Annotated in this window: 21 protein-coding genes; 3 read left to right on the top strand and 18 right to left on the bottom strand. The window is 48.4% G+C overall.

Going from position 1 to position 22,129, the window contains the following annotated elements; genetic code table 11:
* Window positions 1-43: 43 nt before the first annotated feature.
* The 4 genes from J4G78_RS07385 to J4G78_RS07375 form a co-directional block, all read right to left on the bottom strand.
* Window positions 44-1,303 (bottom strand): DUF3422 domain-containing protein, encoded by a 1,260-nt coding sequence (locus J4G78_RS07385; protein WP_207989739.1) that lies wholly within the window; start codon window positions 1,301-1,303, stop codon window positions 44-46.
* Between the two features lie 861 nt (window positions 1,304-2,164).
* Window positions 2,165-2,917: a dienelactone hydrolase family protein gene (locus tag J4G78_RS07380; RefSeq protein ID WP_207989737.1), complete on the bottom strand. Its 753-nt coding sequence runs from the start codon at window positions 2,915-2,917 to the stop codon at window positions 2,165-2,167.
* Window positions 2,918-3,830: 913 nt separating this feature from the next.
* Window positions 3,831-4,226: a GFA family protein gene (locus tag J4G78_RS18430; RefSeq protein ID WP_445669911.1), complete on the bottom strand. Its 396-nt coding sequence runs from the start codon at window positions 4,224-4,226 to the stop codon at window positions 3,831-3,833.
* A gap of 538 nt (window positions 4,227-4,764) precedes the next feature.
* On the bottom strand, window positions 4,765-5,589 hold the full coding sequence (locus tag J4G78_RS07375) for a MipA/OmpV family protein (RefSeq protein WP_207989735.1): 825 nt from the start codon (window positions 5,587-5,589) through the stop codon (window positions 4,765-4,767).
* Window positions 5,590-5,707: 118 nt separating this feature from the next.
* Here J4G78_RS07375 and J4G78_RS07370 point away from each other — a divergent pair, with 118 nt between their 5' ends.
* Window positions 5,708-5,854 carry a hypothetical protein gene (locus J4G78_RS07370; protein WP_207989733.1) on the top strand — a complete coding sequence of 49 codons (147 nt, stop codon included), beginning with the start codon at window positions 5,708-5,710 and terminating at the stop codon, window positions 5,852-5,854.
* 512 nt (window positions 5,855-6,366) lie between these two features.
* On the opposite strand, the gene J4G78_RS07365 is transcribed toward J4G78_RS07370, so the two are convergent.
* From J4G78_RS07365 to J4G78_RS07355, 3 genes are all read right to left on the bottom strand, one after another.
* On the bottom strand, window positions 6,367-7,656 hold the full coding sequence (locus J4G78_RS07365; protein ID WP_207989732.1) for a sensor histidine kinase: 1,290 nt from the start codon (window positions 7,654-7,656) through the stop codon (window positions 6,367-6,369).
* 3 nt (window positions 7,657-7,659) lie between these two features.
* Complete coding sequence (locus J4G78_RS07360; protein ID WP_243457265.1) at window positions 7,660-8,424, bottom strand: response regulator; 765 nt, start codon at window positions 8,422-8,424, stop codon at window positions 7,660-7,662.
* 320 nt (window positions 8,425-8,744) lie between these two features.
* Window positions 8,745-9,212: a pyridoxamine 5'-phosphate oxidase family protein gene (locus tag J4G78_RS07355; RefSeq protein ID WP_207989730.1), complete on the bottom strand. Its 468-nt coding sequence runs from the start codon at window positions 9,210-9,212 to the stop codon at window positions 8,745-8,747.
* A gap of 190 nt (window positions 9,213-9,402) precedes the next feature.
* Between J4G78_RS07355 and J4G78_RS07350 the strand changes: the two genes are divergently transcribed.
* Window positions 9,403-10,998: an ABC-F family ATP-binding cassette domain-containing protein gene (locus tag J4G78_RS07350; RefSeq protein WP_207989728.1), complete on the top strand. Its 1,596-nt coding sequence runs from the start codon at window positions 9,403-9,405 to the stop codon at window positions 10,996-10,998.
* A 123-nt stretch (window positions 10,999-11,121) separates the two neighbouring features.
* Here the strand turns inward: J4G78_RS07350 and J4G78_RS07345 are convergent, their stop codons facing one another.
* Window positions 11,122-11,637, bottom strand: coding sequence for an AAA family ATPase (locus tag J4G78_RS07345; protein WP_259371361.1), 516 nt, complete (start codon window positions 11,635-11,637; stop codon window positions 11,122-11,124).
* A 295-nt stretch (window positions 11,638-11,932) separates the two neighbouring features.
* Between J4G78_RS07345 and J4G78_RS07340 the strand changes: the two genes are divergently transcribed.
* Window positions 11,933-13,099, top strand: a complete 1,167-nt coding sequence (locus J4G78_RS07340) for a hypothetical protein (RefSeq protein WP_207989726.1) — start codon at window positions 11,933-11,935, stop codon at window positions 13,097-13,099.
* A 448-nt stretch (window positions 13,100-13,547) separates the two neighbouring features.
* On the opposite strand, the gene J4G78_RS07335 is transcribed toward J4G78_RS07340, so the two are convergent.
* The 10 genes from J4G78_RS07335 to J4G78_RS07290 all read right to left on the bottom strand — a co-directional run bounded on the left by J4G78_RS07335 (window position 13,548) and on the right by J4G78_RS07290 (window position 22,072).
* Window positions 13,548-14,003, bottom strand: a complete 456-nt coding sequence (locus J4G78_RS07335; protein ID WP_207989724.1) for a nuclear transport factor 2 family protein — start codon at window positions 14,001-14,003, stop codon at window positions 13,548-13,550.
* Between the two features lie 211 nt (window positions 14,004-14,214).
* Complete coding sequence (locus tag J4G78_RS07330) at window positions 14,215-15,636, bottom strand: S41 family peptidase (protein WP_207989722.1); 1,422 nt, start codon at window positions 15,634-15,636, stop codon at window positions 14,215-14,217.
* Window positions 15,637-16,453: 817 nt separating this feature from the next.
* Entirely contained in the window at window positions 16,454-17,056 is a 603-nt protein-coding gene (locus J4G78_RS07325) for a TetR/AcrR family transcriptional regulator (protein WP_207989721.1), read from the bottom strand.
* Window positions 17,053-17,592, bottom strand: a complete 540-nt coding sequence (locus tag J4G78_RS07320; protein WP_207989719.1) for a dihydrofolate reductase family protein — start codon at window positions 17,590-17,592, stop codon at window positions 17,053-17,055. The genes J4G78_RS07325 and J4G78_RS07320 overlap by 4 nt, the downstream gene beginning before the upstream one ends.
* Window positions 17,593-17,768: 176 nt before the next feature.
* Window positions 17,769-18,623, bottom strand: a complete 855-nt coding sequence (locus J4G78_RS07315) for a hypothetical protein (protein ID WP_207989717.1) — start codon at window positions 18,621-18,623, stop codon at window positions 17,769-17,771.
* Between the two features lie 257 nt (window positions 18,624-18,880).
* Complete coding sequence (locus J4G78_RS07310; protein ID WP_207989715.1) at window positions 18,881-19,849, bottom strand: GlxA family transcriptional regulator; 969 nt, start codon at window positions 19,847-19,849, stop codon at window positions 18,881-18,883.
* A 129-nt stretch (window positions 19,850-19,978) separates the two neighbouring features.
* Window positions 19,979-20,584, bottom strand: coding sequence for a glutathione S-transferase family protein (locus tag J4G78_RS07305; RefSeq protein WP_207989713.1), 606 nt, complete (start codon window positions 20,582-20,584; stop codon window positions 19,979-19,981).
* 120 nt (window positions 20,585-20,704) lie between these two features.
* A complete protein-coding gene (locus J4G78_RS07300) occupies window positions 20,705-21,127 on the bottom strand; it encodes a hypothetical protein (protein ID WP_207989712.1) in 423 nt (140 codons plus the stop codon).
* 6 nt (window positions 21,128-21,133) lie between these two features.
* Window positions 21,134-21,613: an SRPBCC family protein gene (locus J4G78_RS07295; RefSeq protein ID WP_207989710.1), complete on the bottom strand. Its 480-nt coding sequence runs from the start codon at window positions 21,611-21,613 to the stop codon at window positions 21,134-21,136.
* A gap of 12 nt (window positions 21,614-21,625) precedes the next feature.
* Window positions 21,626-22,072 carry a DUF1330 domain-containing protein gene (locus J4G78_RS07290; RefSeq protein ID WP_207989708.1) on the bottom strand — a complete coding sequence of 149 codons (447 nt, stop codon included), beginning with the start codon at window positions 22,070-22,072 and terminating at the stop codon, window positions 21,626-21,628.
* Window positions 22,073-22,129 lie beyond the last annotated feature (57 nt).

Genomic DNA, 22,129 nt, shown 5'->3' with positions numbered 1-22,129 from the left:
ATAAAAGAAAGTTTTTAGTAGCGGTACGGCAAATGTCTGAAATCTAGTCCTTATTTGCGTCGTTTTCTTTGAGTACTTTTCCGCGCAAGCTACGCACCAGTAAATAGATGGCCAGAATCACCGGAAGTGTAACGGCACCAACGAAAATATCCGCTTTCGAACCAGATGGAAAAGCTGCGATGCCTTTGGTGACATAGCCGATTAATCCGACGAGATAGTAAGCGGCTGCAATGATCGATAGACCTTCAACCAGAGTTTGCAGACGAAATTGTAGCTGGGTTGAGCGTTCCATCGATTGGGTAAGGCTGAGATTCTGTGCCTTTATGCGTGTATCTATCCCGACATCAAGAGTGTGCATGACCCTCGATATGCGTTCGGCAATGTGGCTCAGCCGGTCGCGAAATACCGAGCAAGTGCGGGAAGCAGGCACCAGCCGCCGCTCGGTAAAATCAGTAAGGCTCTGATAATTCGCCACCGCCTGAACGTTGAGAGCATTTAAACGATCCGCAGCAACTTCTGCATAGGCCGTCGTTGCATTTAGCCGAAAACTGGTAGCAGATCTAATGAGCTCCAGTTGCGATGAGATATTGGCCAGTTGCTGCAGAAGATCTTCATCATTCTCATCACTTTCATCATCACTGGCATTGGCAACCCGTTTCGCATGGTCCGATAATTGCTGTTCGAGCTGATCGACATCCGGTCCATATTGTTGAACCGTAGGAAAACCCAGAAGCGCGAGGTTGCGATAGTTACCCAATTCCTGAACCCGTTGAATAATACGCCCGCGCTCATCATCACTGACATCTCCTGCAGTAACAAATAGCCGTCCGTAGCCATCCTTGTGAATGCCGAAATCCGACCAGATGCGCAGCCCGGCATTGACGTCGCAGCAAACCATTTCCTTCTCGTCAATTTCCTGCGCGGTCAGATGCGCTTTTATCTCTGAACCGTCCGGAGCAACGAAAATGCGGACGGCGCGTACGACTGATCCGTTCCACTGTTCGAGCCACTTAATATAGGGTGCCCGGATTTTATCGGGACAATTATGCGGCAATATCAGCGTCACCGTGCTGGCTTCGGTATGCCGTTCCCAAAGAAAATATATGCCAGATTTAGTATGACCCGATCCGTGACGCGGAGCCAGACTCCATTTATCAAACGTTGGCTTGTCGTTGATCAGTCGGTGGTCTTCATTGTACCGTTCATCTGATTCGATGAGCCTGACAGTCTGGTAAATTTCACAATGACTAACGACCGGCGCAAATCGCCGCAGATGCATTTCATCAACAGCCCATTGTCTCAAGGGGTGATCATTGTGGCGCAAATGCAATCCTTCTGTGGCCCGAATCCTCTTATCTTTTGCCTGTCAACCTTAGCGCAAAACTCCTTTCATGTCCTGTGGGTAATTGAGTTTCGATAAGAGTCGCGAACCGGTGATCGTATTGGAGGCGCAACAGGTTTTAATGCCCGGCACACAATTGAAAATCTTCTGGCTATCATGGAAAGCCGGCATTTTGAATTTTCGGTGGAAACGGTAAATCATGCGCCAATAGTGCCGGCTGGCTGGCAGAACGAGTAGATACAGCCCATCTGAGTTTGCAAACTTAATATTGCTTGTCCTGGCCCTTCGCCGCCTCGATCGCGAATGCTGCCGGATCTATGAGGATATCTTCAAAAGATGCCTTGGCGATATACTCCCAAGTGCCTCTGATTGCGATGAATTTTGTACAATAAAACCACGAAAAACAGCCGTTCTTTGAACGTTCATAGATGTGTCTCGATAGTGAAATGGTGACCCCTACGGGAATCGTGAAGATAACTTAAGTATGTGATATATTAACAAATTATTTTGATTTTATAGAATTGTACCCTCAAATATACCCTCACAATATCTGGATTTATGCGGAAAAGGGCGGATCTGCTATCACTCCTTCAAAGCAGAAAGAGATCTGATTTTAAGGTCGGATTCTCTGCGCCGAAACTGATAAAATGGCAGCGCTTGTATTTGATCAAACGGCTGAAATATCCCGATTGCAGAATGTCGGCTTCAAGCATGATGCGATCGAAAAGCGGACAGACTTCTTACGATCCAATTGCGGGCGTTGGAGCAGTTGAACATCGATCCCGAAACTGGATGCTACAGGCAAGTCAGAGCTTTCAAGATCTAGAAGGTTTCGCCGAATAGATCGAGCACAGCCTGCCATGCGTGCGGCGTGTGTTCCGGGTGATAGCTGACGCCGGGCACAGTGGTCATGGTATGGGCATCACCTTCGGCGAATGATCCATCCGGGTTTCTGGGTTGTGCCCAGAACGCGTGCTCGGCCCCACCATAGATGTTGACGCGCCAGTCAGCGCCCACTTCCTGAAGTGCGCTGCCGAAGTCTAGAACTTGCTGAGGGGTGCAAAGGGGATCTTCCGACCCCGTGCAGAGAAGGAAAGCGCCGGTAACGTTGGCCCAGTCTTCGGCCTTGGCATCCGGGAAGGCAGGATGGACGACCGCAATAGCTTTAAAGGGGACGCCGGTCCTTGCAAGTTCGAGCACGATCTGGCCACCAGCGCCATAGCCGAGAGCAGCGATTCTATCAGGGTCAACACCGGCTTGCGCGAGAAGAAGATCAAGCGCAGCACGACCAATAGCCTGCATCCGCTCGACATCGGCTAACAAGGGCATCACCCGGGCCAGCATCGCAGCCGGCTGATCGAAGAAAACCTCACCGCCGTGATAATCCATCGCCAGCGCCAAATAGCCATGCGCGGCCAGATCGTCGGCCCGCTGCCGCTGGTACTCTTCGAGGCCGACTCCGTCATGTCCTATCAGCACCGCCGGCCAAGGCCCAGGACTGTCCGGCTGCGCTAAGTGGGCGATCATTCTCAGACCGTCCACGACGTAGGTAACTTCACGCGTTGTGATCATCATCCACTTTCTATCTAACAAGTGGGGTCTAGTCTAGACGATTTTGGTGACAGAATGTCGGCTAATCTGACGGGCTCCCCGAAAGCCGAGTGGCACGAAACCACCACCCCAAAGCGGACACTCGTCGTATGACAGGAATATCCCAAACATGGATGTGAGAGTGAAACCAGATTGGCGTTTTGATTTATTTCATCAGGCAACTGAAAGTATCCGTTTCGGTCTTAGTGCCCATCTAAAGCTAGTCGTTTCAGGTGACATTGCTAGCCTCGAATGCTTTTGATTGCTTCCAGCACGCAGAGTGAAGAGGTGATATTTATGCGCTATAAATCGATACTCCTTTTACACCTATTGCATTGACGGCATGCCAAAAACACTAGTCGAGAGCCCTTATGAGGAACTTGAACTGAACCGCATTGTGGTCGCGGCTGATGATCGCAGTCTTTTGAGTATACAGAGCAACCAGGGGGTAACTCCTGCGTATCACCCGGTTCAATCAGCAATAGCTATCGGATCGCTAGCACAGGTTCGAGCGGAAGCTCTTGCACCCATAGAGGGCTCTAGAGTTTAGTTGATATTATGTCTTGTGGAGAGGACGGGGACTGGCGTCCGCTTTATCCCGAAATTTCGCGGATTGAGTCAAAGGTTCGCGACTTTCCACAACCGAGCTAGATCCGATTGGATAAGGCGTAGCGAATGACCATCATCCTTCAGGTTAGATCACCAAGTGGCTTGTGAACAAGTTGAAAAGTCCAGGGCCCGACTCTAAAGAGACCGGACAAGGGGCTACTGATGCGGAGATTATCTTCGCCCACAATTGGTGGGCTTTGTAAGGCGCAGAAAAGTAGGCTCTCCGCACCTATGCGGGACCCAACAGTCTTTCATCTGCTATTCGTCAAAGCCGTTATCTGGAAATATTTCAAAACCAGATATCTTTCACCATTCGCCCATCGCGTGGAAGTTCTTTGAAGCTGTCGTGCCCGTCGAAGTGGCGGATTGGAAGCGAGTTGATTGGTGAAGGGTCAGACATCCTAACATTTACGGCAGTCCGCTTGCGCCCGTTTTCGTCCTCGGAACAAGCAATAAAATGCGTCACACACCCACAAATGGCACAAAAATGGAATAAGATATCCCCGCCATCGCGCCGCCGATAAATACTTGTATGCCCGGTCGTTTGAATGTCATGACCATCGTAACCGTAGGCCCACAGAGTGCCGTAGCGCCGACAGATTGTGCAATTGCAAGCCGTGACCGACTTTGGCTCCCTATCGAGAGCCCAGCCAACTTTGCCGCAGTGGCACGTCCCTTTTAACATGTTTCAATTTCCATTCTGAGCAATTTCGGCGATTCCTTGCGATGGCTCCGATCAGCTATGTCCGTACTTTGTTGAGGATACCTCTGTCAAAATTGGCATTCCAGTCTACCGATAGAAATAGTCGGACCGACGGCCTTCCGTGTTAGCAGAAACTTTCCAAGACCGACCGCAACGTGCTATTCTAAGCACCTATAAAATTCTCTTCACAGGCGCTTTCAAGCTATAATCTTTGCTGTTCAAGCGTCCCAAAGATCTGGAAATATCGTGTCTCGCTGACTTCCCACTTTACGCGTGTAGCCAGAATCCGAGTTGTTACCGCAATCTCTGGAAAGTGGGTATTAGCGGCATGCTCAAGACTACTCGAACGAAAGTATATAGTTGGATGAGATCGCGCGCCAGTAGCGAGCGTCTTAAGACTTCATCTGACGAGCGATCTCATCCGATTGTGAAGTTACCCATTCTTTGCAGGGCACGGGGAGAAGGGTAGCATCACAAATATTTTCAAACGTCTAGCACGTTCGTTTTTATTGAGCCGAGACTAAAATCTGTAGCTCAGCATAATTCCGGCCATTCCCTGATCTTCTGAACCGCGCTCCTGAACCAATGAAGAATCGGCAATATCACCAGATAGTCGGTCATATCCGGCAAAACCCGTTACAGAAATCCGATCACTTACAGGCACTACAACAGACCCATGGAAGCCATAAGAATTCATTCCGCTACCAGCGTCATATTGCGACAATCCGGATGCTATTGATTGGGCTGCGTTGACGTCAAAAAAGGCGCTGTTATATTTCTTGTCTCCGAATGTAATTCTAGGACCGAGTGAGAAAGATCCGGTTCTGCCTAAGGCGTCAAAAGTGCTGCCATATTTCAATTCAGCATCACCGACCAATCCCTTGTGGCCATTTACGCCCTGACGCAGTTCGGCTTTTGCGCTGAAATTGCCAATCGAGTATTGAGCAAAGCCACCAAGTTCGACGGTAAAATCAACATCGCCCAAACCGATCAGATCATCGGTGCCATCGCCAAGGCCAAGCGGATTGCCGCCATCTTCATCACGGCCAAAGTTGAAACGCGCCACCGGTCCGGCCTTAAAACCGTTAGAGTTGATAGCGTTCACTTCAATGCCCTGGATAGAAGCGGTAAGCAGGTCGTCATATTGGACGATCAAGTTGGGAAAGACACTTACCTGGTAATCATCGTCACCAAGGTAGATGGGATTGTAGAGGGCACCTGCAGATAGCGATACCTGCCAACCTTCGTTCTGGACCCGATCCTCGGGTTTATCTGGGTTTTGTGCATAGGCCGAGCAATGCAGCATGGCAGCACCAGCAAGCACAGAAATGAATTTTTTCTTCATGGAAACAATCGCCTTCTTCGGGGTCTGTTTGGTTGACTTCCAAGGCAATAATCACTTTGCGTTTCGACGTTTTTTCTGCAGTGTAAAGATTTGTTAAGCGGGCTGGAGAACGGTAATATTGTCTCTGAATTCTGTTATTCAGAGTTTTGAAATATGCATTTATAATGTCACCCAACTCTTTCTGGACGTCATTCCCTTCATGTATGAACAGGGGCCACCGATGCTGCAATCAGCTGCTGTGAAAGATCATAATGAAGCGGCATAACGGTTGAGAGCAAGATAATCGATAAAATCAATATTTATGGATCGGCGCGGCAGCAATATGATCGGCAATTAATGAAAGCAGCAGATACGCCATATTGGTATGGACCGCGCGTTTGATTGCAAAATCACCGGGGCAAAGAAATGCGAAGGCTTTCTGCATATCAATGTCAATGAATATGATCACCGGACCTCATGGCAAACGGTAGCTAACAACCCGATGGTAGTACATGCAGTATCAAAAAGTATAGGGTTATACGGATGTATTTTGAAGCGGTACGCTGCAAGTTTGAAAGCGGGTCAGATGACGGTGATGGCCGATTGCCATTCCGCCATATGAAACCCAGTATCAATAAGATCGTGATCAATATACCGTCGTTTGATGCGAAGGAACAGGAAAACGGGTAGCCCAGTCTAAATGGCATGAAGGCATAGATTTCAAAAAAATCGTTTGATCTCAACGCTATTAGCAATAATGCGAGGGTCTCTCCTACCCTATTCGCGAATATGTGAGCGCTAGCTGACATGATCAAATTCTCCTTCAGTGGCAATGTGAGGATTGGGGAAAAGAACGCGCACTGTGGATATTGTAGCGTTGTCGATCATGATCGTACCACCATGTGCATGCGCGATTTTTTGCACCAACGGCAGGCCCAATCCGGAGCCTGGTACATTCTGTTTGTTCTTTCCGCGGTAAAAGGGTTGCAACACGTTTTGGCGCTCACCTTCCGAAATACCTTCTCCGGCATCCATAACAGCAAGCTCAACCGCGGATTTATTTGCATGTATAATTACCTCCACTGGCGCCAAACCATGAACGACAGCATTGTCGAGCAAGTTACGCATCAAGTGTTGGATCAATCGCGGGTCCCCATTAATCTCGGCAGCGTCGCCAGAGACGGAACAATTTTGATAGCGTGCGCATTCTTCTGCGGCGATTGCCATCAAATGCACATTTTCAAATTTCTGTGTAGCCAAACCGGTATCGATACGGCTGATCAAAATCAGTTCGTCGATAAGCGCATCCACTTCCTTAATATCATCCTGCATTGCCACGCGCCGTTCAGGATTGTCCTTCTTTTGAAGCATTTCAATGCCCATGCGGATGCGGGCTAAAGGCGTTCGTAGTTCATGAGAGGCATTGGCAAGTAACAGGCGTTGTGAGGTCACCAGCTTTTCAATTTGCTCGGCCGCTTTATTAAAACTGCGTGCAACGCCCGCGACTTCATCACTGCCTTCAACCAACACGCGTGCGTTCAGATTGCCAGACCCTATTCGTTCCACGCCTCGCTGCAACCGTTCCAGGCGCCGTGTCACGCGTCTGATAAAAGGGTATACCGCCAGGGAGATCAGGCCGGCAAGCACCAAAAGTGAGAATCCAATCCCGAAAGTGTCACTTGGTATGTCTGCCTGATTTACGTCAACCACAATGCTGCGGCCATCAGCAAGCATTTTCATGAAGCGCTTTCCTGCCGCATTGTCGTTCCATTGCACCGATCCAATATCAGATGGGTTCAATTCTGTTGGTTTACCGGTAGCAGCAATTAGTTGGTTGTCGGCACTCCATAATGTGATGTCAAAGTTGAGTGCACTGGAAATGTCATCAACTGCTTTTTTTTGCTGGGCTAAGTCTGCACCTGCTTCTGGCAACAATAATTCTGTGAGGGATGAGGTTTTTTGGAACAGAAGATCTTCATATCTGTCATGGCCGGACACATCGACAATGAAGTAAGCGATCGCAGCAAATACCAAAAGGCTAGTCACGAAAATCGCACAAAGCTGGAGATATAAATGACGCAGGAACATAGGTTACTCCTGAACCTTTGCAAAGACATAGCCGACGCCGCGGACCGTTAAAATCCGGCGCGGCTGTTTGGGATTATCTTCTATTTCTGACCGAAGGCGGGAAATATGGACATCTATGGAGCGGTCATATGCCTCTAAAGCGTCACCTTGCAGTTGGCTCATTATCTGATCGCGCGTAAGGACGCGACCCGCACCTTTGGCTAAGATTTGAAGCAATTGGAATTGATAGGACGTAAGATTGCAGCGCCGGTCATTAATATGTGCTTCGAGTGCATCATTGTCTATCTCGAGTTGGCCAAAACGCATAATTTGGTATCGGCCCTCGGCCTCTTTGCGGCAGCGTCTTAATATGGCTCGCATTCGGGCAAGCAATTCTCTCGGCTCGAAGGGTTTTGGGACATAATCATCTGCCCCAAGTTCCAGTCCGACTATCCTGTCCAACGGATCGCCTTTCGCTGTCAGCATCAAGATTGGAACATCTTTTTTGGTGCGCATCTGGCGACAGATTTCCAGGCCATCGATATCCGGAAGCATCAAGTCGAGAACCACAAGATCGAAAGCCCTTGAATTGAACAGATTTAGACCATCGGTTCCATTATGAGCGACCGTTACATCAAAAGCATTGTCACCAAGATAGTCCCGAACCATCGCAGCAAGCCGGAGATCATCGTCAATCAACAGGACTTTGACTTGGAGTTTGATCGCATCGGTCGTCGCCCGGTTGTCGTCCCTAATCCTCTTTAACCCTTGTTTCGTTTTCTCAATCAATCTTGGCTCCTGTCTCAAGTCTAACTATCGCTGCATTGTTTATGACTTTTCTCTAGCAGGTTAAGAAATGTAAAGCTGAGGAGTGGGGGAACGCCCAAGACAACTTGATTCCTGGCATTGGAAAACCACACTGTGAGTTAGCGATCAAAATATGCCGCCAGTTTTCCGGTGGTACTTGCAGATCACAAAGAAAGTCGTCTGGAGCAACCTGCTGCGACGAAGAAATTCCGAAGTCGGCTTCTTGCGCCCAAGGCAGACACTAGAGTCCTGACAGCTCTACCCTGAAACTGGACTTTGAAGAGCGCTTGATAGCCTCATACTCACTTTTCAATACAATCACAATCAAGGGCATCGTAATAGCGCGTCCATTCACTTCGAACTTCCTCCTCAGAAGCACCTCGATCATATACAGGTGACGAAATCTGATTTGCATGTTCAACAGTCATAACAATTATCGAATGTATGGTGGAAACAGCTCCGTTTGAACACAGAAATTCCGTGAGAAGATCGAATTCTTTACCCGTCTTGTGAACAACACAAGTTCCCTTAAAACGATACCCCTTCCTCAAGTTTCGATCGACAACATTTAACTCGGCAACTGGTTGAAGCTCGAGATTATATATAGACGCTGGTGATCTCACTTCACCGATAACTATTCGTCTATCGTCCAAAATAAAGGCGAGACCTTTGGGTGAGAGATTTGGTGATCCATCTGGACACACAGTTGCCAGGAACGCCAAACGCTGATCAGCGACAAAGTCTTTCATTGCTGTTGTGAGCTTCGGCATGTTTGCAACTGTATAGCATTCTTGCCCGACTATCACTTGCTCTCGAACAATCCCCCCAAAATTGGCGTTGATTAGATTGGTTGAATATCAGTTATCGCAAGCCTATTCTATAAAGCTAATCAAAAGGATTTTATCATGAACAACTCTGTTTTGGATCGCCTGCCTCATTTCCAAACTATCGAGTTGTTTTATGTCTGCCTTTCTCACATTCGATCATCTATCGGTCGCCGCACCTGACGGCCGCCGTCTATTTTCCGATCTGACAATATCAGTCGGGCGCGAGCTCGTGGGGATTGTCGGGCGTAATGGCTCTGGCAAGTCAACCCTTCTCTCCGTTGCAAGCGGCGAGCGCGAACCCAGTTCCGGCACTATAAACCGATCATCGCACATCGCGATGCTGCGACAAATTCAACCCGATGACAGCAGCATTGCCGAGGCATTGGGTGTCGCAAGCGACCTAGACCGACTCCGCCGTCTCGAAATCGGGGAAGGCTCCGCCGAGGATGCTGGTCTCGCCGACTGGACACTGGAACAACGGATTGAGGATGTGTTCGATCGGGTAAAGCTACCTTCCATTAATACCCAGCGAAGCGTCGCCTCGCTCAGTGGGGGTGAGAGGACCAGGCTTGGCCTCGTTGCGATGCTTTTGACAAATCCAAATCTGCTTCTGATGGACGAACCGACCAACAATCTCGACGTACAAGGCAGAGAAGCTATTGCCGATCTGCTCGACGCCTGGCCCGGCGGCGCGCTGATCGCCAGCCATGACCGCGATCTGCTCGAACGAGTGGATCGGATCGTCCACCTTTCCCAAGTCGGTATATTTTCTGTGACCGGAGGATGGAGTGCATTTATCGCAGAACGCGACGCCTTGCGCGAGCGGCTCGAAACCGAACTTGCAAGTGCCGAGCATGATCTGAAACAGCAAAGAATTGCCGTTCAGCGCCAAGTAGAAAAGAAAGCCCGCCGCGATAAAGCGGGACGCGCGCGGCGCGCAAAAGGTATCGATTCAAAGCTGTTCTTGAACGCACAGGCAGAGAGAGCCGAGCACAGCGCAGCACGTGATTCACATCTCGCTGATCGATTGATCGGCGACGTCCGCAACGCTGTCGATGAAGCGCGGCGACAGGTCGAGATCGTCACACCGCTGACAATCGATCTGCCACAACCTGATCTGCCAGCAAATCGTACGCTCCTCAAATTCGACGAGGTAAGTTTTGAATGCGATGGCAAAATGCTGTTTGGTCCGCTATCTTTTTCCCTTACAGGTCCGATGCGCGTGGTGGTGAGCGGCCCTAATGGCAGCGGTAAAACCAGTTTACTGCGGTTGGCGATGGGACTTTCGGAGCCGAGCAGCGGTCATGTGAAGCGCATCAATAACGCGCTTGCAATGCTCGATCAGCATGTTGAACTTCTCGATCCCCGCCTCGATCTTGTCGCGAATATGCAGGCACGTCATGCCAAGATGACGAGAGGGCAGGCGCATGAAGTGCTTGCCCGCTTCGCGTTTCGTAACCAGGATGCCCTGCGTTCTGTATCAACCCTGAGCGGAGGTGAACGACTTCGCGCAGGACTGGCAATGATCACGGGTGGTCCATCCACGCCGCAGATGCTGGTTCTCGACGAACCGACGAACCATCTTGATGTCGAGTCAATCGAGATGCTGGAGCAATCGCTCTCATCCTACAAAGGCGCGCTCATGCTTGTGAGTCATGACCGGAAATTTCTCGACAACATTGGTTATGATGACGAAATTCATATCGCAGGATATTGCGAAAATGAATGACTGGTTTGAGGACAATCTCGAATCACTGTGTATGGCGACAATTGGTTCGCTCGCTGACCAACATCCAGCGTATCTGTAGCGTCCGTTTTTGCGCCCATAACCGCAACATCCCGCAAGCGGAAATTAAGTTTCAAGCGACCTGATCACAAATTCCGCACGTTCAACTACATTGTTTTTAGGGATCAGAAAAATCTTATAACCAAGCAGAGAATAGGCTTCAACTAGCCTTGAATATTCGGCAGTGGCCTCACTAAAGTCGTGCTTGCGGTCCGTATCTTGAGAGTATATTTCTTGCCACGGAGGGGTTAGAAACACTTGTGAATGATATGGATGATGTTGGGCGAGCTCGTCGAGAACGGGTGTCGCTGTTAAATGCTCCAATGCTGTGGCTGCATCGACAAGCCCACGGTCGAAGAACACCCAACTATCTGTAGCGCTCACTTCCTTTCGATCAGACAAAGCCATTTCGATTGTGCGGCGAGCAAAGGCTTTTGGATTGATCCAGGGAAGTGCATTGCCTCCACTTTTCCTCTCTTCTTGCACGATCCTTCGGCCAGGTTCTTCAATTACCTGATATCCGCGCCTGTTAAGTTCAGACAGCAAGGTAGATTTCCCTCCTCCCGAGCAACCTGATATCACTACAAACCTGTTCAGTTTAGTACTCCCTGTACATTCGAGTTTGTTTGCTTGTAGATTAACTACAGCCAAACCTCGCAATTTGAAAATATTTAGAACGCTGTAATTTCCTCTAAATCCCGGCAGCGGAGGTTAAGAGAAATCGCAATTGTCTAGAGTGTGCCGTTTCCAGAACGAATTTTCGAGACAATGTGATGTGTTGCACAGCCGACATTCTAAAATCATGCTCTATCCATCACTATTGCGACGGTCGACCCGTGGAAGCGGTCGCCATAGCTTCAGCAAAGGGAGGCAAATCATGTTTAGATATTTATCAATTTTGATGACCGGAGTTCTCTTGACGACGGTTCCGTTTTCCTTTGATTTGGGACAATCTGCCGCCCATGCACAATCGAAAAAAGCAGTTAAAGAAAAAGCGGTCAACGAGGGGCCGGCTGTGAGGCGTGTGAGGAAAGAATTTGACCAACGTACTGCTGCTTCGATTGAGGGTATAAATCTCGGGGTGTATGAAAAATTATATGATGAGTTAGTTGAAAATCGAGAAACTTTGAAAAAGCAAGCCGAGTTATATTCTCCTGACCGCTCTTATCCAAGCAAAGAAAGAGAGCAATACGCGGCCGGGCGCTTCGCTGATATCAACGCTGCACAGCAGATCACGGACAAATATATCATTGCGATCCGTGACGCCCATGATGTGGAAAGCTTGCGCTCGCGTATCGAATCTTTGAGGCAGCAATGTGAGAATGAAAAAGCCGACAAGCTATTGGAACGGATCAAAAACCTTATCCCTGAATTTAAAAAGCGCTGGCAAGCTGCAAAACTTGCTGGCTCCCACAGTAAAATTGATTCCGAAAGTGCGTTCTATGAATATGACAGAGCGCGAAATTTCTATCTGATAGCCAAGAGCTACCCCCGGAAAAAATGCAAGATCAAGAACAACTCAGGCGATTCAGACAGTGGCGGTGAGGTAATCGAGCTTGATGATATTGGCGGCGAACCAGATGCCGAGCAAGTTGAACTTGATCCCTGCGAGCGAGTTGATGGTCGACTTAATCCGATGAATGCAAGTGAATGCAGAGCTTGGGCGCCCGTCTTGGGCACTTGGGTCAACCGTCAATATGGCGGCTCTATCACATTCCGCTTGCGATCTGATCGTACCGTATCCGCCTACATCGGCAATACCAATGAACGCATGCGCTATTACGGTTATGAAAACGGCATGGAAATATTGCATGGCTGGGGGCTTGCTGGGTCAAATGGCGCCACTTGGCTAGTCTGGGCCAATGGCGGATTTGAGTTTGCTGCAAAGATGCCCGGAAGAAAACCGGGACAGACCTTTGGCCAAGCCGCTTGGAATCGAAGTGGAACAATCTTTGTTGACAAGAAAAATCCGAACTCAATCAGTTTACCAGGTCAACTGAAATGGCGATTGTCAAACGGTACCGCTTGGGTACGCCAGCAGTAAGCTGTGGTTATCCGAAGCTCCGCAAAATTTCTTCGCTTACGCAAAAGGCCGAACAGATGCCCGCTAACGGCCACTCCGCATTGATCAACAAAAAACTCTTGCTAAAAACACGCCGTCCACAGATGCGCCCTTAGCAGTCATGACCGATTCATCTCGAAAGCGAACATTGGCGAACATCTTCTTGAGCGACCCAGTTGTTCAAAGATGAAACGCCAACTGCCTGACTGTTTATTCGCAACTGCTTCGGCCCTTTGGTAGCCCTATGCATTGTACGCCAAGTTTTGGAACCGGTTTCGCAATGATGACAAGCACTAGGCAAACGTTGATTACGAGCTGGGAAATAGGAAAGTAGGCGGCTCCCTCAACGGAAAAATCCTATGCAGATGAAGATCAAAAGGAACAACTTCCATCAAATTTATGTTAGAAAAAGCTGCTGATCCTTGAATATTTATATGGGCTTTGAGAGGGTTTTGTTGACTATCCGCCACCCGGCAGAGGTTTTTTGTAGGTTGAAATAGTCCGTGCTCGTTGTGCCGTCGCCACCATTCGTTATATCGATTCTGGCTATCGCGGCATGTCCAGAGACATCAATAATCAAAATTTTGCTGGTTCTTGGTGCCTGATCTTCAGGGATTTGAGACACGCGCTCCCACCAAAAATCCTGCGTCAGAGATCGCAACGCTCCCTTGCTACTCACAGACATCAATAATGCAGTTGGATGAAAGGATTTCTCAATCGCCGAATGGTCCTTTTCGTCGGTGACAGTCAGATATGTATTCAGGGTTTGTAGAACCGCCATACGTTCCGATTTTGGGCCATCGCCCATGACATCAGCAAGGCCGTTGGCTGTTGCCGGTTGGCTGAATGCGCACAGAAAGTAAATTGCTACAATCCAATATTTCATCGTTTCACTCCCAAGAAAGACAGGTTTGTTCGAGAAAGGTTGTTATCCCTTGGTAAATTAAGATGGCTTTCGTTCAGAAAGGTCCGAGACATGCATAGCATAGTTTTGAAGAAACGGAGCCATATCGCCAAGAAATTTCCGATTTCTTAGACCTGATAGTGATTGACAACTTATGTCCAAATGACCGAAATTTGTTCGATGAGTTCGTGTGCTAGTTTGCCAATGTTTTAACCCATTGTGCAACCGCTTCATCTTCCATCTCACCTCCCGTCCACCGGATGACCGGATCATACCAGATGTTATTCGCACATAATCTGTTTCTGTAGACTTTGAGTGACCAAGAAAATTTCATCTCTCCACTCGGTAGATCTTTCCAGACATTGTCGATATACACAGAGTCAGCAGACGTGGGTTGGCCAATATGGACAACGTCAGCGAGATTTCGCATATTGTCGGCAAAATCCAGACACGCGCTAGCGCAATACCAGTCGGTCAACAAATAGACTTTTCCTTGAAACGGGGATGGCGTTTGTAGAGGCAGTCCGGGACCTGTTGGGCGGGCCTCATCAAGCATTAAGTCGGTACCATTTATGCGGGATTTTCGCATATCATCTGCCACGCGGATTCGAAACTTTGATGCGTCAGTCAATCCGGCATCCGCGCTTCTGATAGCCTGTTCACGCAAAGCTTGTTCATTGTATTCCGAAACCCGCCAATCGACCGTTTGATCCTTGCTTGTTTCCAAATTACGCGCCGTTCTTGCTCCCCATAGTTTTGCGACTATTTGATCACCCCAACCGCTATTGCCGCCGTCGTTACCGCGAACGTCGAATACAACAAATTCGGCCTTATGAAGGGCCTCTTTTTTGTCACCAAGCTCTGTAATCAGGTTTTGGATTTTGACAGCCCGTTCGCCCCAAAAGTTGAAAGTGGGTAACGAAATAAACCAGACGCCGTCAATCTTTTGAATGCCGAGTTCAGGACGATGGTTGCCACTCGCTTTGCGGACGTTTGACTCTGCAGTTTCTGGATCAATGGCAGACCAATCAAGATACAAATCAGTCAATTTCCCATTCACAAGAAAGCTGCATGTTTTTGGTTTCGTTTGATCATTTTGCGCAACCAGAAAAAGATGGGGTGAATCGACAATCTTTTCATGGGGAATGTCCTTGTTGGTTCGTACGTTGAACACACGCTGCTCTAACAAATCGCTGGTTTTGGTCCCATCGCAGCCAACAAGCTTGCTCCCTTCGAGAAAGGAAGAGAGTGGCGATGTGAAACTAACAGTCGTTTTGCCTTCACCATCAGACCGCGTTAGAAAACCGGGCCAGATAAGGTTTTCTGGCTTGGCTGGATAAAGCAGCAAATGACCGTCCCTAAATCCATTCACATACTGGCGTAATACTCGTTCATAATCTGCTTTCGTTTTGGCTTTCTTGGCAAGTTTTTCCGCAGCCTCGTATCCGTCATTCAACCAGTCTACAAATTTGGGGTTTTCGGGATCAACAGGCCCTGGATGGTTCTCTGATATGGCCTCTTTAATATCTGTCAGATCATCCAGTGTATTTGCAGGCCAATTGGCTGCAAATGCGGATGAGCTAACAAGGGCCAAAAAACAGACTAGGCCAGCCATGACGCTAGCCAGGCCTCGGTTCGTCCGTATTGAAATACAGTAAGCTATTTTTACTATGGTAGGTTTGGTCATCAAGCATCACTCACTTAAACTTTAGGTATAATTTACCGCATTATCCCAAGAGTTTATAGCGTCGAACATATAATGACGACCAATGCCGCTCTTTTTGTCATGGTTTTCTTCGGTACTTGGGTTTCGCCATAGAAATCCCTTGTTCGAAAACGGTATGGGTTCTTGAACCGTCGCTTGGTTTGCGCGGGTGTCAGGTACAAGCAATGTTGCTTGCCTTGATTAAGTAAAAAGCAAAGTGGATTTCCATGGCGAAAAGGGCAAAATATTTCCGTGTATGTTGAATATTAGGTCCAAGATCTCATTGTTGAACGAAAGGCGCAAGTAGGCAGTATTTGCGTGGTCGGTGCCTGGTGAGATACTCAGTGTTATGAAATATACCGGCCATAACTAGTTTAATTATTTGATATATATAGTAAATGGCGGAAGAGGTTTTGGTGATGGATTGAAAAGAATGACAAAAAATTTGTTTTGATGGTTCTATCCAAGGGCTTTGAAAGCAATTTAGGTACTGACAATCGAAGTTTGGCGGTCAACTCGAACTTCCGGCAAAGCTTGAATGGGCCTTATGCTATGTTACGCCGCACCCGCTATCTGGATGCGGCAGCAACAAAAAGATTCGTCGAGAACTTGATTAAATTTTTGTCATGGCTGTTTGCAATGCACTGTCACTAATTGCGGGAAGATAAGAGGTGCCATGCTCCAATATAGCCAGCGGTCAAACGGGCCGTATCTTTTCGCAACGGGTTCAGAGGTCATTTTTTTGTTCTGCCTCAATTTGGGCTGTTAAAAGGCGTAACAGAAGACGAACACCGGCTTGATAATCCCCAGTTGTCATGCTGCCAGCAGTATCACTTGAGGTTTGAACGGATTGCGCTAACGCATGGCCATGTGTGTAGTCGACAAGTACATCCAACCATATATTTATTGATTTTGCCGGTAGTTTGGTTGCAACGAGTTCACCGTGCAAAGACTCGGTGATGCGCTTGACTTGTCCGGCAAAAGCACTGGGTTCTCTGAAAATACACAATGTGAGTTCTGGAAATATCGCGACGCGTTCACAATATGCCATCAGCAATGCTTGAATTCGTTCAAATGGACTATCGTCTTTGGGCAGGTTGTCTAAAACATTATCATAGACGGCATCGGCCAGAACCTGAATAAGTTCTTCTCGGTTGCCTGTGTGATGGTACAGCGCCATCGGCGTGACCGACAAAGACTTGGCCAATCCCCGCATTGTCAAAGATCGTTCACCGCCCGTTTTCAGTATATCGAGTCCCGCTGTCACAATGTCAGAGCGCGTTACGCTTTCCTGGCCTTTTTTTGGGCGACCTACAGGATTCTTGTTCATTGACTGACCTCATAACGACTTTGCGTTAAGCCGGAAGGGAAAGCCTTAGTTTTAATATGGCGCAATGAGACATCGCTCTCGATAACACCGAATAATGGCTTTCCTTCACCAATAAGAACAGGGATGCGGGTCAGTATCAGATCAACAATCAACGCCTCGCGCAGAAAGGACTGAATGATCTGGCCGCCGTCGATATAGGCTTTTTTCCATCCTTCATCGGCGCATAGCTGCATGACGGTTCTAGGGTCAGCATTAATAAAACGGATGCTATTTGCTGAATCTGGCGGCGTGGCTGACTGTTCAGAAAGTGTGCGGGACAAGACAATGACGGGAATTTTGTAAGGCCATGTTTTGAAGCTTGAGACTTTCTCAAAAGTTCCTCGCCCCATGACGATAACATCCATTTGTTCAATAAATTGTTGATAGCCGTGATCTTCGTCGCGGCTAGCTTCAACCTCTAGCCAGTCTATATCGCCATTAGTTCGGGCAATGAAGCCGTCCAAACTGGTGGCGATGAATACGTGTCCCGTGGTCATGTGGATTCCTATATAAATATACAGTGTATAATAATAAAGGAATCCCGTTTTCTATCAAGCCAAACTTACTATCTCGCGACAAATAGAGCTATTCTTCGATATGTTTGATGACCTCCATCCGAAGGTCTCAACAAGCGGTATTATATGAGGCACAAACGATGATCAGTGCTGTCCAATCACGGATAGAGAAGTCTTGCTGCCGCGTTGGTCATAGCAACAAAATCATGACCTGTTCGAGGAACTGTTTGCAGTTTCCAGCCAAATTTCAATTTTTCTGCTTTGGCAAGATTTGATCCGGTACGGAAAAAGTTGCGGCCCCGTGCCAGTCGATTTGGCCCTTGCTTGTCAATCACGGGGGTGTGGAGGAGAGTGCCGCCTGCAGCATCGGAATTGTCCTCTTCTCCAAGCAGGATTGTCAAAGGTGCACTCAAAATGTTGGCCAGTTGCTCTTTGTCAATTCCTGTTCCCATCATCCCGCTCGGTGGTGGTTCTGGCAGAGAAGGCAATGTATAAAATCCGGCATTCGCCGCAACGATCCGGTCCGCTTTTGAGTCAGGGTGAAACAAGGCAAGCCTGTGAAGGACTTGCCCACCTGCTGAATGTCCGAAGATATCATATCCGGATCGTTTCGATCCAGTTATCTTTACCAATAGATCAAAGACGCGATCAAAATCGAAAAATATCCAGTTGTTGCTGTCGGGTTCCGGCCGCATTTGAATGTCTTCATCTCGAAGTCGTAGAATGCGCGCATTTGGCCCGGTTCTAACAAACTTTGGATTGTTGAGCATGAGATCCTTAACCACCCCTCCCATCTGATAGGCCGCGAAGTTGTAGGTTTCTTCTGGATAGCCCAGAGCGGCTACCAAGATACCCTTGCGACAAGCCACTTCTAGCCAGGCATTTCTGTAGTCATCGCTGTTTCGGCCAGCGCCGGGTATTACAATCAGCAGGGGTGATTGCGATGTGAACCCAGTTGGCTTGTAAAAATGCACATTGATGAGCTTGTTTTCCCGTCCAAGTCCGCCCGCCATTTGGAAATGCCCGGCGCCAGATGGGAGATGATCAGGTTGGAAACCCAAATTTCTGTCTTCGGCCGGTTTCAGGATCATCCCGCAATCAGGACAGCGCCCTGGTGCTGGAAATACATGATTATCCATCGAGCAGCCGCAAGGAGGGCAAGAAAAACCCTCCGAGCCTGAGGTTCTCGCCGCAGCGGTATTCGGCATGATTGAAAAAGCGGGGAGTGTCAGTGTGGATGCGACAAATGTTCTTCGGGACATGGAGAATATCATAACGGGCTGCTTTCGCTGAAATGTTTTTGATAAGAACTAGGATCAATTCCAAATCGCTGTTTGAAGGCGCGTTGGAATCCGTCGGAACTGGAAAAGCCGACCATGAATGCCGCCTGCGAAATGCTGGAACCTTTGCTCAGCAAGGACCGACCATGATCGAGGCGAATGTTTTTGATGTAAGCGGCTGGCGGCATATCGAAAACATTCTTAAATCGCCGAGCAAATTGGCGGGAACTCAGGCCTGTTCTCTCCGCCAGTCTCTCAATCGTTAGATCTTCGTGAAGATTGCTCGCGGCCCATCGGCAAACATCACTTAAGCGATCATCAGTCATGGATTGCATCTGCAAGGGTAGGGAAAATTGCGTTTGCGCCCCTGGGCGTCTCAGAAAAACCACCATTTCACGTGCGACCGACATAGCAGCCGCTTCCCCCACATCGCGATGAATAAGATCGAGCGCGAGATCAATGCCAGCCGTTACGCCGCCCGAGGAATGAAATTTCCCATCTTTCAAAAACAGTGCATTGGCATTCACTTGCACATGGGGAAATCGTTCTTGAAAATCATCTGCATGAGCCCAATGGGTGGTTACCTTCCGTCCGTTCAGCAATCCCGCTTCGGCCGCTGCATAGGCACCAGTGCAGATTGAAACTATGCGCGCGAAATTTTCATGATGCTTGCTAAGCCATTGGGCCAGTCGGGTCAGATTACCGGAATGGCGTATGCCCGCTCCGCCAGGAATGATGAGAGTATGCGCATCCGGTTTTTTCGGCGCGATGTAATCTGCACTGAGTTTCAAGCCGGATTCGGTTATGAACGTGTGTTTCTCAAGTCCCCAGAATTCGATTGAATATGGACATGTATCTTCGCCATTCTTGGCCGTAGAGAAAGCCTCGATCGGTCCTGTTACATCAATCGCATTGACGTTGTCGAACAATAGCACAGCAATGGAGCAGACGGTTTGCATAGTCGGACCATATCAATTTCGGTGATTGTCTCATATGACCTTTATCCGACTAAAACGGACAAGCAAGGGCAGTCACCGAATATTGGAGCGAAGTATGTAGCTCTCGGTCAAGACATTCACCAGACACAGTCATGCTGTCCAACTCGACCGCCGGCGCAGGGAATTGGCCCAATTTAAAACATTTTTACAATCGCCCGGAACACTGAGATCAAAAATATCTCCTAGCATCAACGGAACCATTCCCTGAATATCAGCAAAAGAGAAACTGTTACCTACGATAAATCGTCTACCATCTGACATTTCCCGGTCTAACCAACGCCACTTGCCGGGCATGGCGCGCCTCTGTGCTGCGGCAAATTCGGGAACTTGTTCGAGAACGTTGGAGAATAGCGGCAATTCGTGCCGCACCATTTGCCCAATCGGCAAAAACAGCTGCCAGAAAATACGCTGGGACCACATTTCAATTTGAGCCTGCTCAATTGGGCTTTTCCGCATCAATATTTTGTCAGGATATATCAATTCCAAATAACGAGATATCGCCATACTTTCCGTGATGATTTGCCCGTCATCTAATGCCAGAGCAGGAACTTCAACCAGAGAGTTTATCTTTAGGTATTCTGGAGACCTTGTATCGGTTCCGAGGTCAAGCGTTTCACGTGGCAATTCTATACGCTTTTCGGCTATGAAAATTCGAACTCTCTTGGCATTGCCAGCGTTCGCGCCATAAAGTTTCACAATGAACTGCCACCTTAAGTTAACTGGTGTTCTTGGATGTTGTGAAAAAGATAAGCATTGGCGGTTAGGAGCGGCTCCCGTATCCTCAAGTACATATGAAATTAATCACCAAGTGACCAATCACAACTCATACTCCATACCCAGTTTCCGATTGAGCCATCCGACGGCTAGCCCAAGCATCCCAAAATGCGCGGCGAGAAATCCGCCGGAAAGCAAAAACCATTGCGTAAGATCATTGATCTGTACCTTTGCAGCGGAGCCCATCACGGATGCCGCTGCGGTAAAGATAGCCATCAACATTGCCAGTTTTAACCCGCCAGAAATACCTTCACTTGACCAACTGCTGCGAAAATAGATTACGACAAAAGCCGTACTTTCCATCAGCCAGGCCACTAGGCCAAAGCCATAAATGGGACTGTCCATACGGGTATAGACACCGAGATTAAGATAGGCCTGTTCAAATAGAATGACGTGCCAGAAGATACTGATGAAGATGGTAATCACCAACGCCAATGCCCAAATAACCAAATGTTGTTTAGTCATCGCGGATTATCCGTGTCGGTCATTTGTAGGTGCACAGTGAGGATTCCCTTTTCCAGTATTGAGAAATGCCTGCAGGCTATCGACGAAGAACATGTCCCACCCGGCTTCGCAGATTTCATAACAATGAAGACCCGGAATGAGGCCGTGATGTTCAATCATAATGTCGGTCTGGTTACCATTTGAGCGAATGTCCCAACGAACTCGAGTGTCCAGCCATTCGGTTTCAATCTCTTGGGGCATATCTTCATGCAAATGAAGAGCCTCGATACAGACCATTTCAACACATCTGCCAGGTTCAAGGGCGGTAGCCTCAAAAGTCCAGTAACCGTTTCCCGGTGGAAAGGTGAACTTTGACCGATCTCCCATTTCCTTCATCGGAGCGTCCGGTCTGGTCCACCATTCATGCATGCCTTCGGTCAAAGCCCAATAGGACTTTTCGGCATCAGCTTTCACGGCGATGATGCGTTTGTAATTTTGCGATGTCATTATGAATTCTCCTTATTCCGTTGCCACAAGGACTTTTTGCCTCGCGCAAGCGGCGGTTCGATGGATGAAGGCGGCGCGGTAACCTTCATCGGAGTAAAGGGAGACGAGCGCATGCAAGTCAGGATATGCGCCGATCGCAACGATATCCCAGTGCTCTTCTTCGCCAATAAACATGCCGGAAAAAGGGCCAACATGAAGAAACTTGCCCCCAACGCGCTCCATCGTCGGGACACTGACCTCCGCATATCGGTTAAATGCTTCCTCACCCGAGACACTGGTTTCGAAGGTATCGGAACGGGCGGGATAATTTGCGGTTTCGTTCAGCTTGAAGAAGTTGATCAACGTAACCGGTTCATTCTCCGGCAGCGTAAGAATCTGCCTCCATTGCTGTTCTGTTGGAGAGGCGCCATTTGACCCTTCCCCATACCAGTCGATAAACTGCTGCACATTCAAATTCATATTGGTCTCCTCGAAGTTTGGGTCACCCCATTGTCCGCAAAATTAATTGGCCAGCCG

The sequence above is a fragment of the Parasphingorhabdus cellanae genome (assembly GCF_017498565.1).
GTDB lineage: Bacteria > Pseudomonadota > Alphaproteobacteria > Sphingomonadales > Sphingomonadaceae > Parasphingorhabdus > Parasphingorhabdus cellanae.
This window is presented reverse-complemented; position numbering and strand designations above follow the sequence as displayed.

Coding starts and splice junctions, on each gene's coding strand:
- J4G78_RS07380 (WP_207989737.1), bottom strand. CDS start 2,917: ATGATGATCACAACGCGTGAAGTTACCTACGTCGTGGACGGTCTGAGA.
- J4G78_RS18430 (WP_445669911.1), bottom strand. CDS start 4,226: ATGTTAAAAGGGACGTGCCACTGCGGCAAAGTTGGCTGGGCTCTCGAT.
- J4G78_RS07375 (WP_207989735.1), bottom strand. CDS start 5,589: ATGAAGAAAAAATTCATTTCTGTGCTTGCTGGTGCTGCCATGCTGCAT.
- J4G78_RS07365 (WP_207989732.1), bottom strand. CDS start 7,656: ATGTTCCTGCGTCATTTATATCTCCAGCTTTGTGCGATTTTCGTGACT.
- J4G78_RS07355 (WP_207989730.1), bottom strand. CDS start 9,212: ATGCCGAAGCTCACAACAGCAATGAAAGACTTTGTCGCTGATCAGCGT.
- J4G78_RS07350 (WP_207989728.1), top strand. CDS start 9,403: ATGTCTGCCTTTCTCACATTCGATCATCTATCGGTCGCCGCACCTGAC.
- J4G78_RS07340 (WP_207989726.1), top strand. CDS start 11,933: ATGTTTAGATATTTATCAATTTTGATGACCGGAGTTCTCTTGACGACG.
- J4G78_RS07335 (WP_207989724.1), bottom strand. CDS start 14,003: ATGAAATATTGGATTGTAGCAATTTACTTTCTGTGCGCATTCAGCCAA.
- J4G78_RS07330 (WP_207989722.1), bottom strand. CDS start 15,636: ATGGCTGGCCTAGTCTGTTTTTTGGCCCTTGTTAGCTCATCCGCATTT.
- J4G78_RS07325 (WP_207989721.1), bottom strand. CDS start 17,056: ATGAACAAGAATCCTGTAGGTCGCCCAAAAAAAGGCCAGGAAAGCGTA.
- J4G78_RS07320 (WP_207989719.1), bottom strand. CDS start 17,592: ATGACCACGGGACACGTATTCATCGCCACCAGTTTGGACGGCTTCATT.
- J4G78_RS07315 (WP_207989717.1), bottom strand. CDS start 18,623: ATGGCGGGCGGACTTGGACGGGAAAACAAGCTCATCAATGTGCATTTT.
- J4G78_RS07310 (WP_207989715.1), bottom strand. CDS start 19,849: ATGCAAACCGTCTGCTCCATTGCTGTGCTATTGTTCGACAACGTCAAT.
- J4G78_RS07300 (WP_207989712.1), bottom strand. CDS start 21,127: ATGACTAAACAACATTTGGTTATTTGGGCATTGGCGTTGGTGATTACC.
- J4G78_RS07295 (WP_207989710.1), bottom strand. CDS start 21,613: ATGACATCGCAAAATTACAAACGCATCATCGCCGTGAAAGCTGATGCC.
- J4G78_RS07290 (WP_207989708.1), bottom strand. CDS start 22,072: ATGAATTTGAATGTGCAGCAGTTTATCGACTGGTATGGGGAAGGGTCA.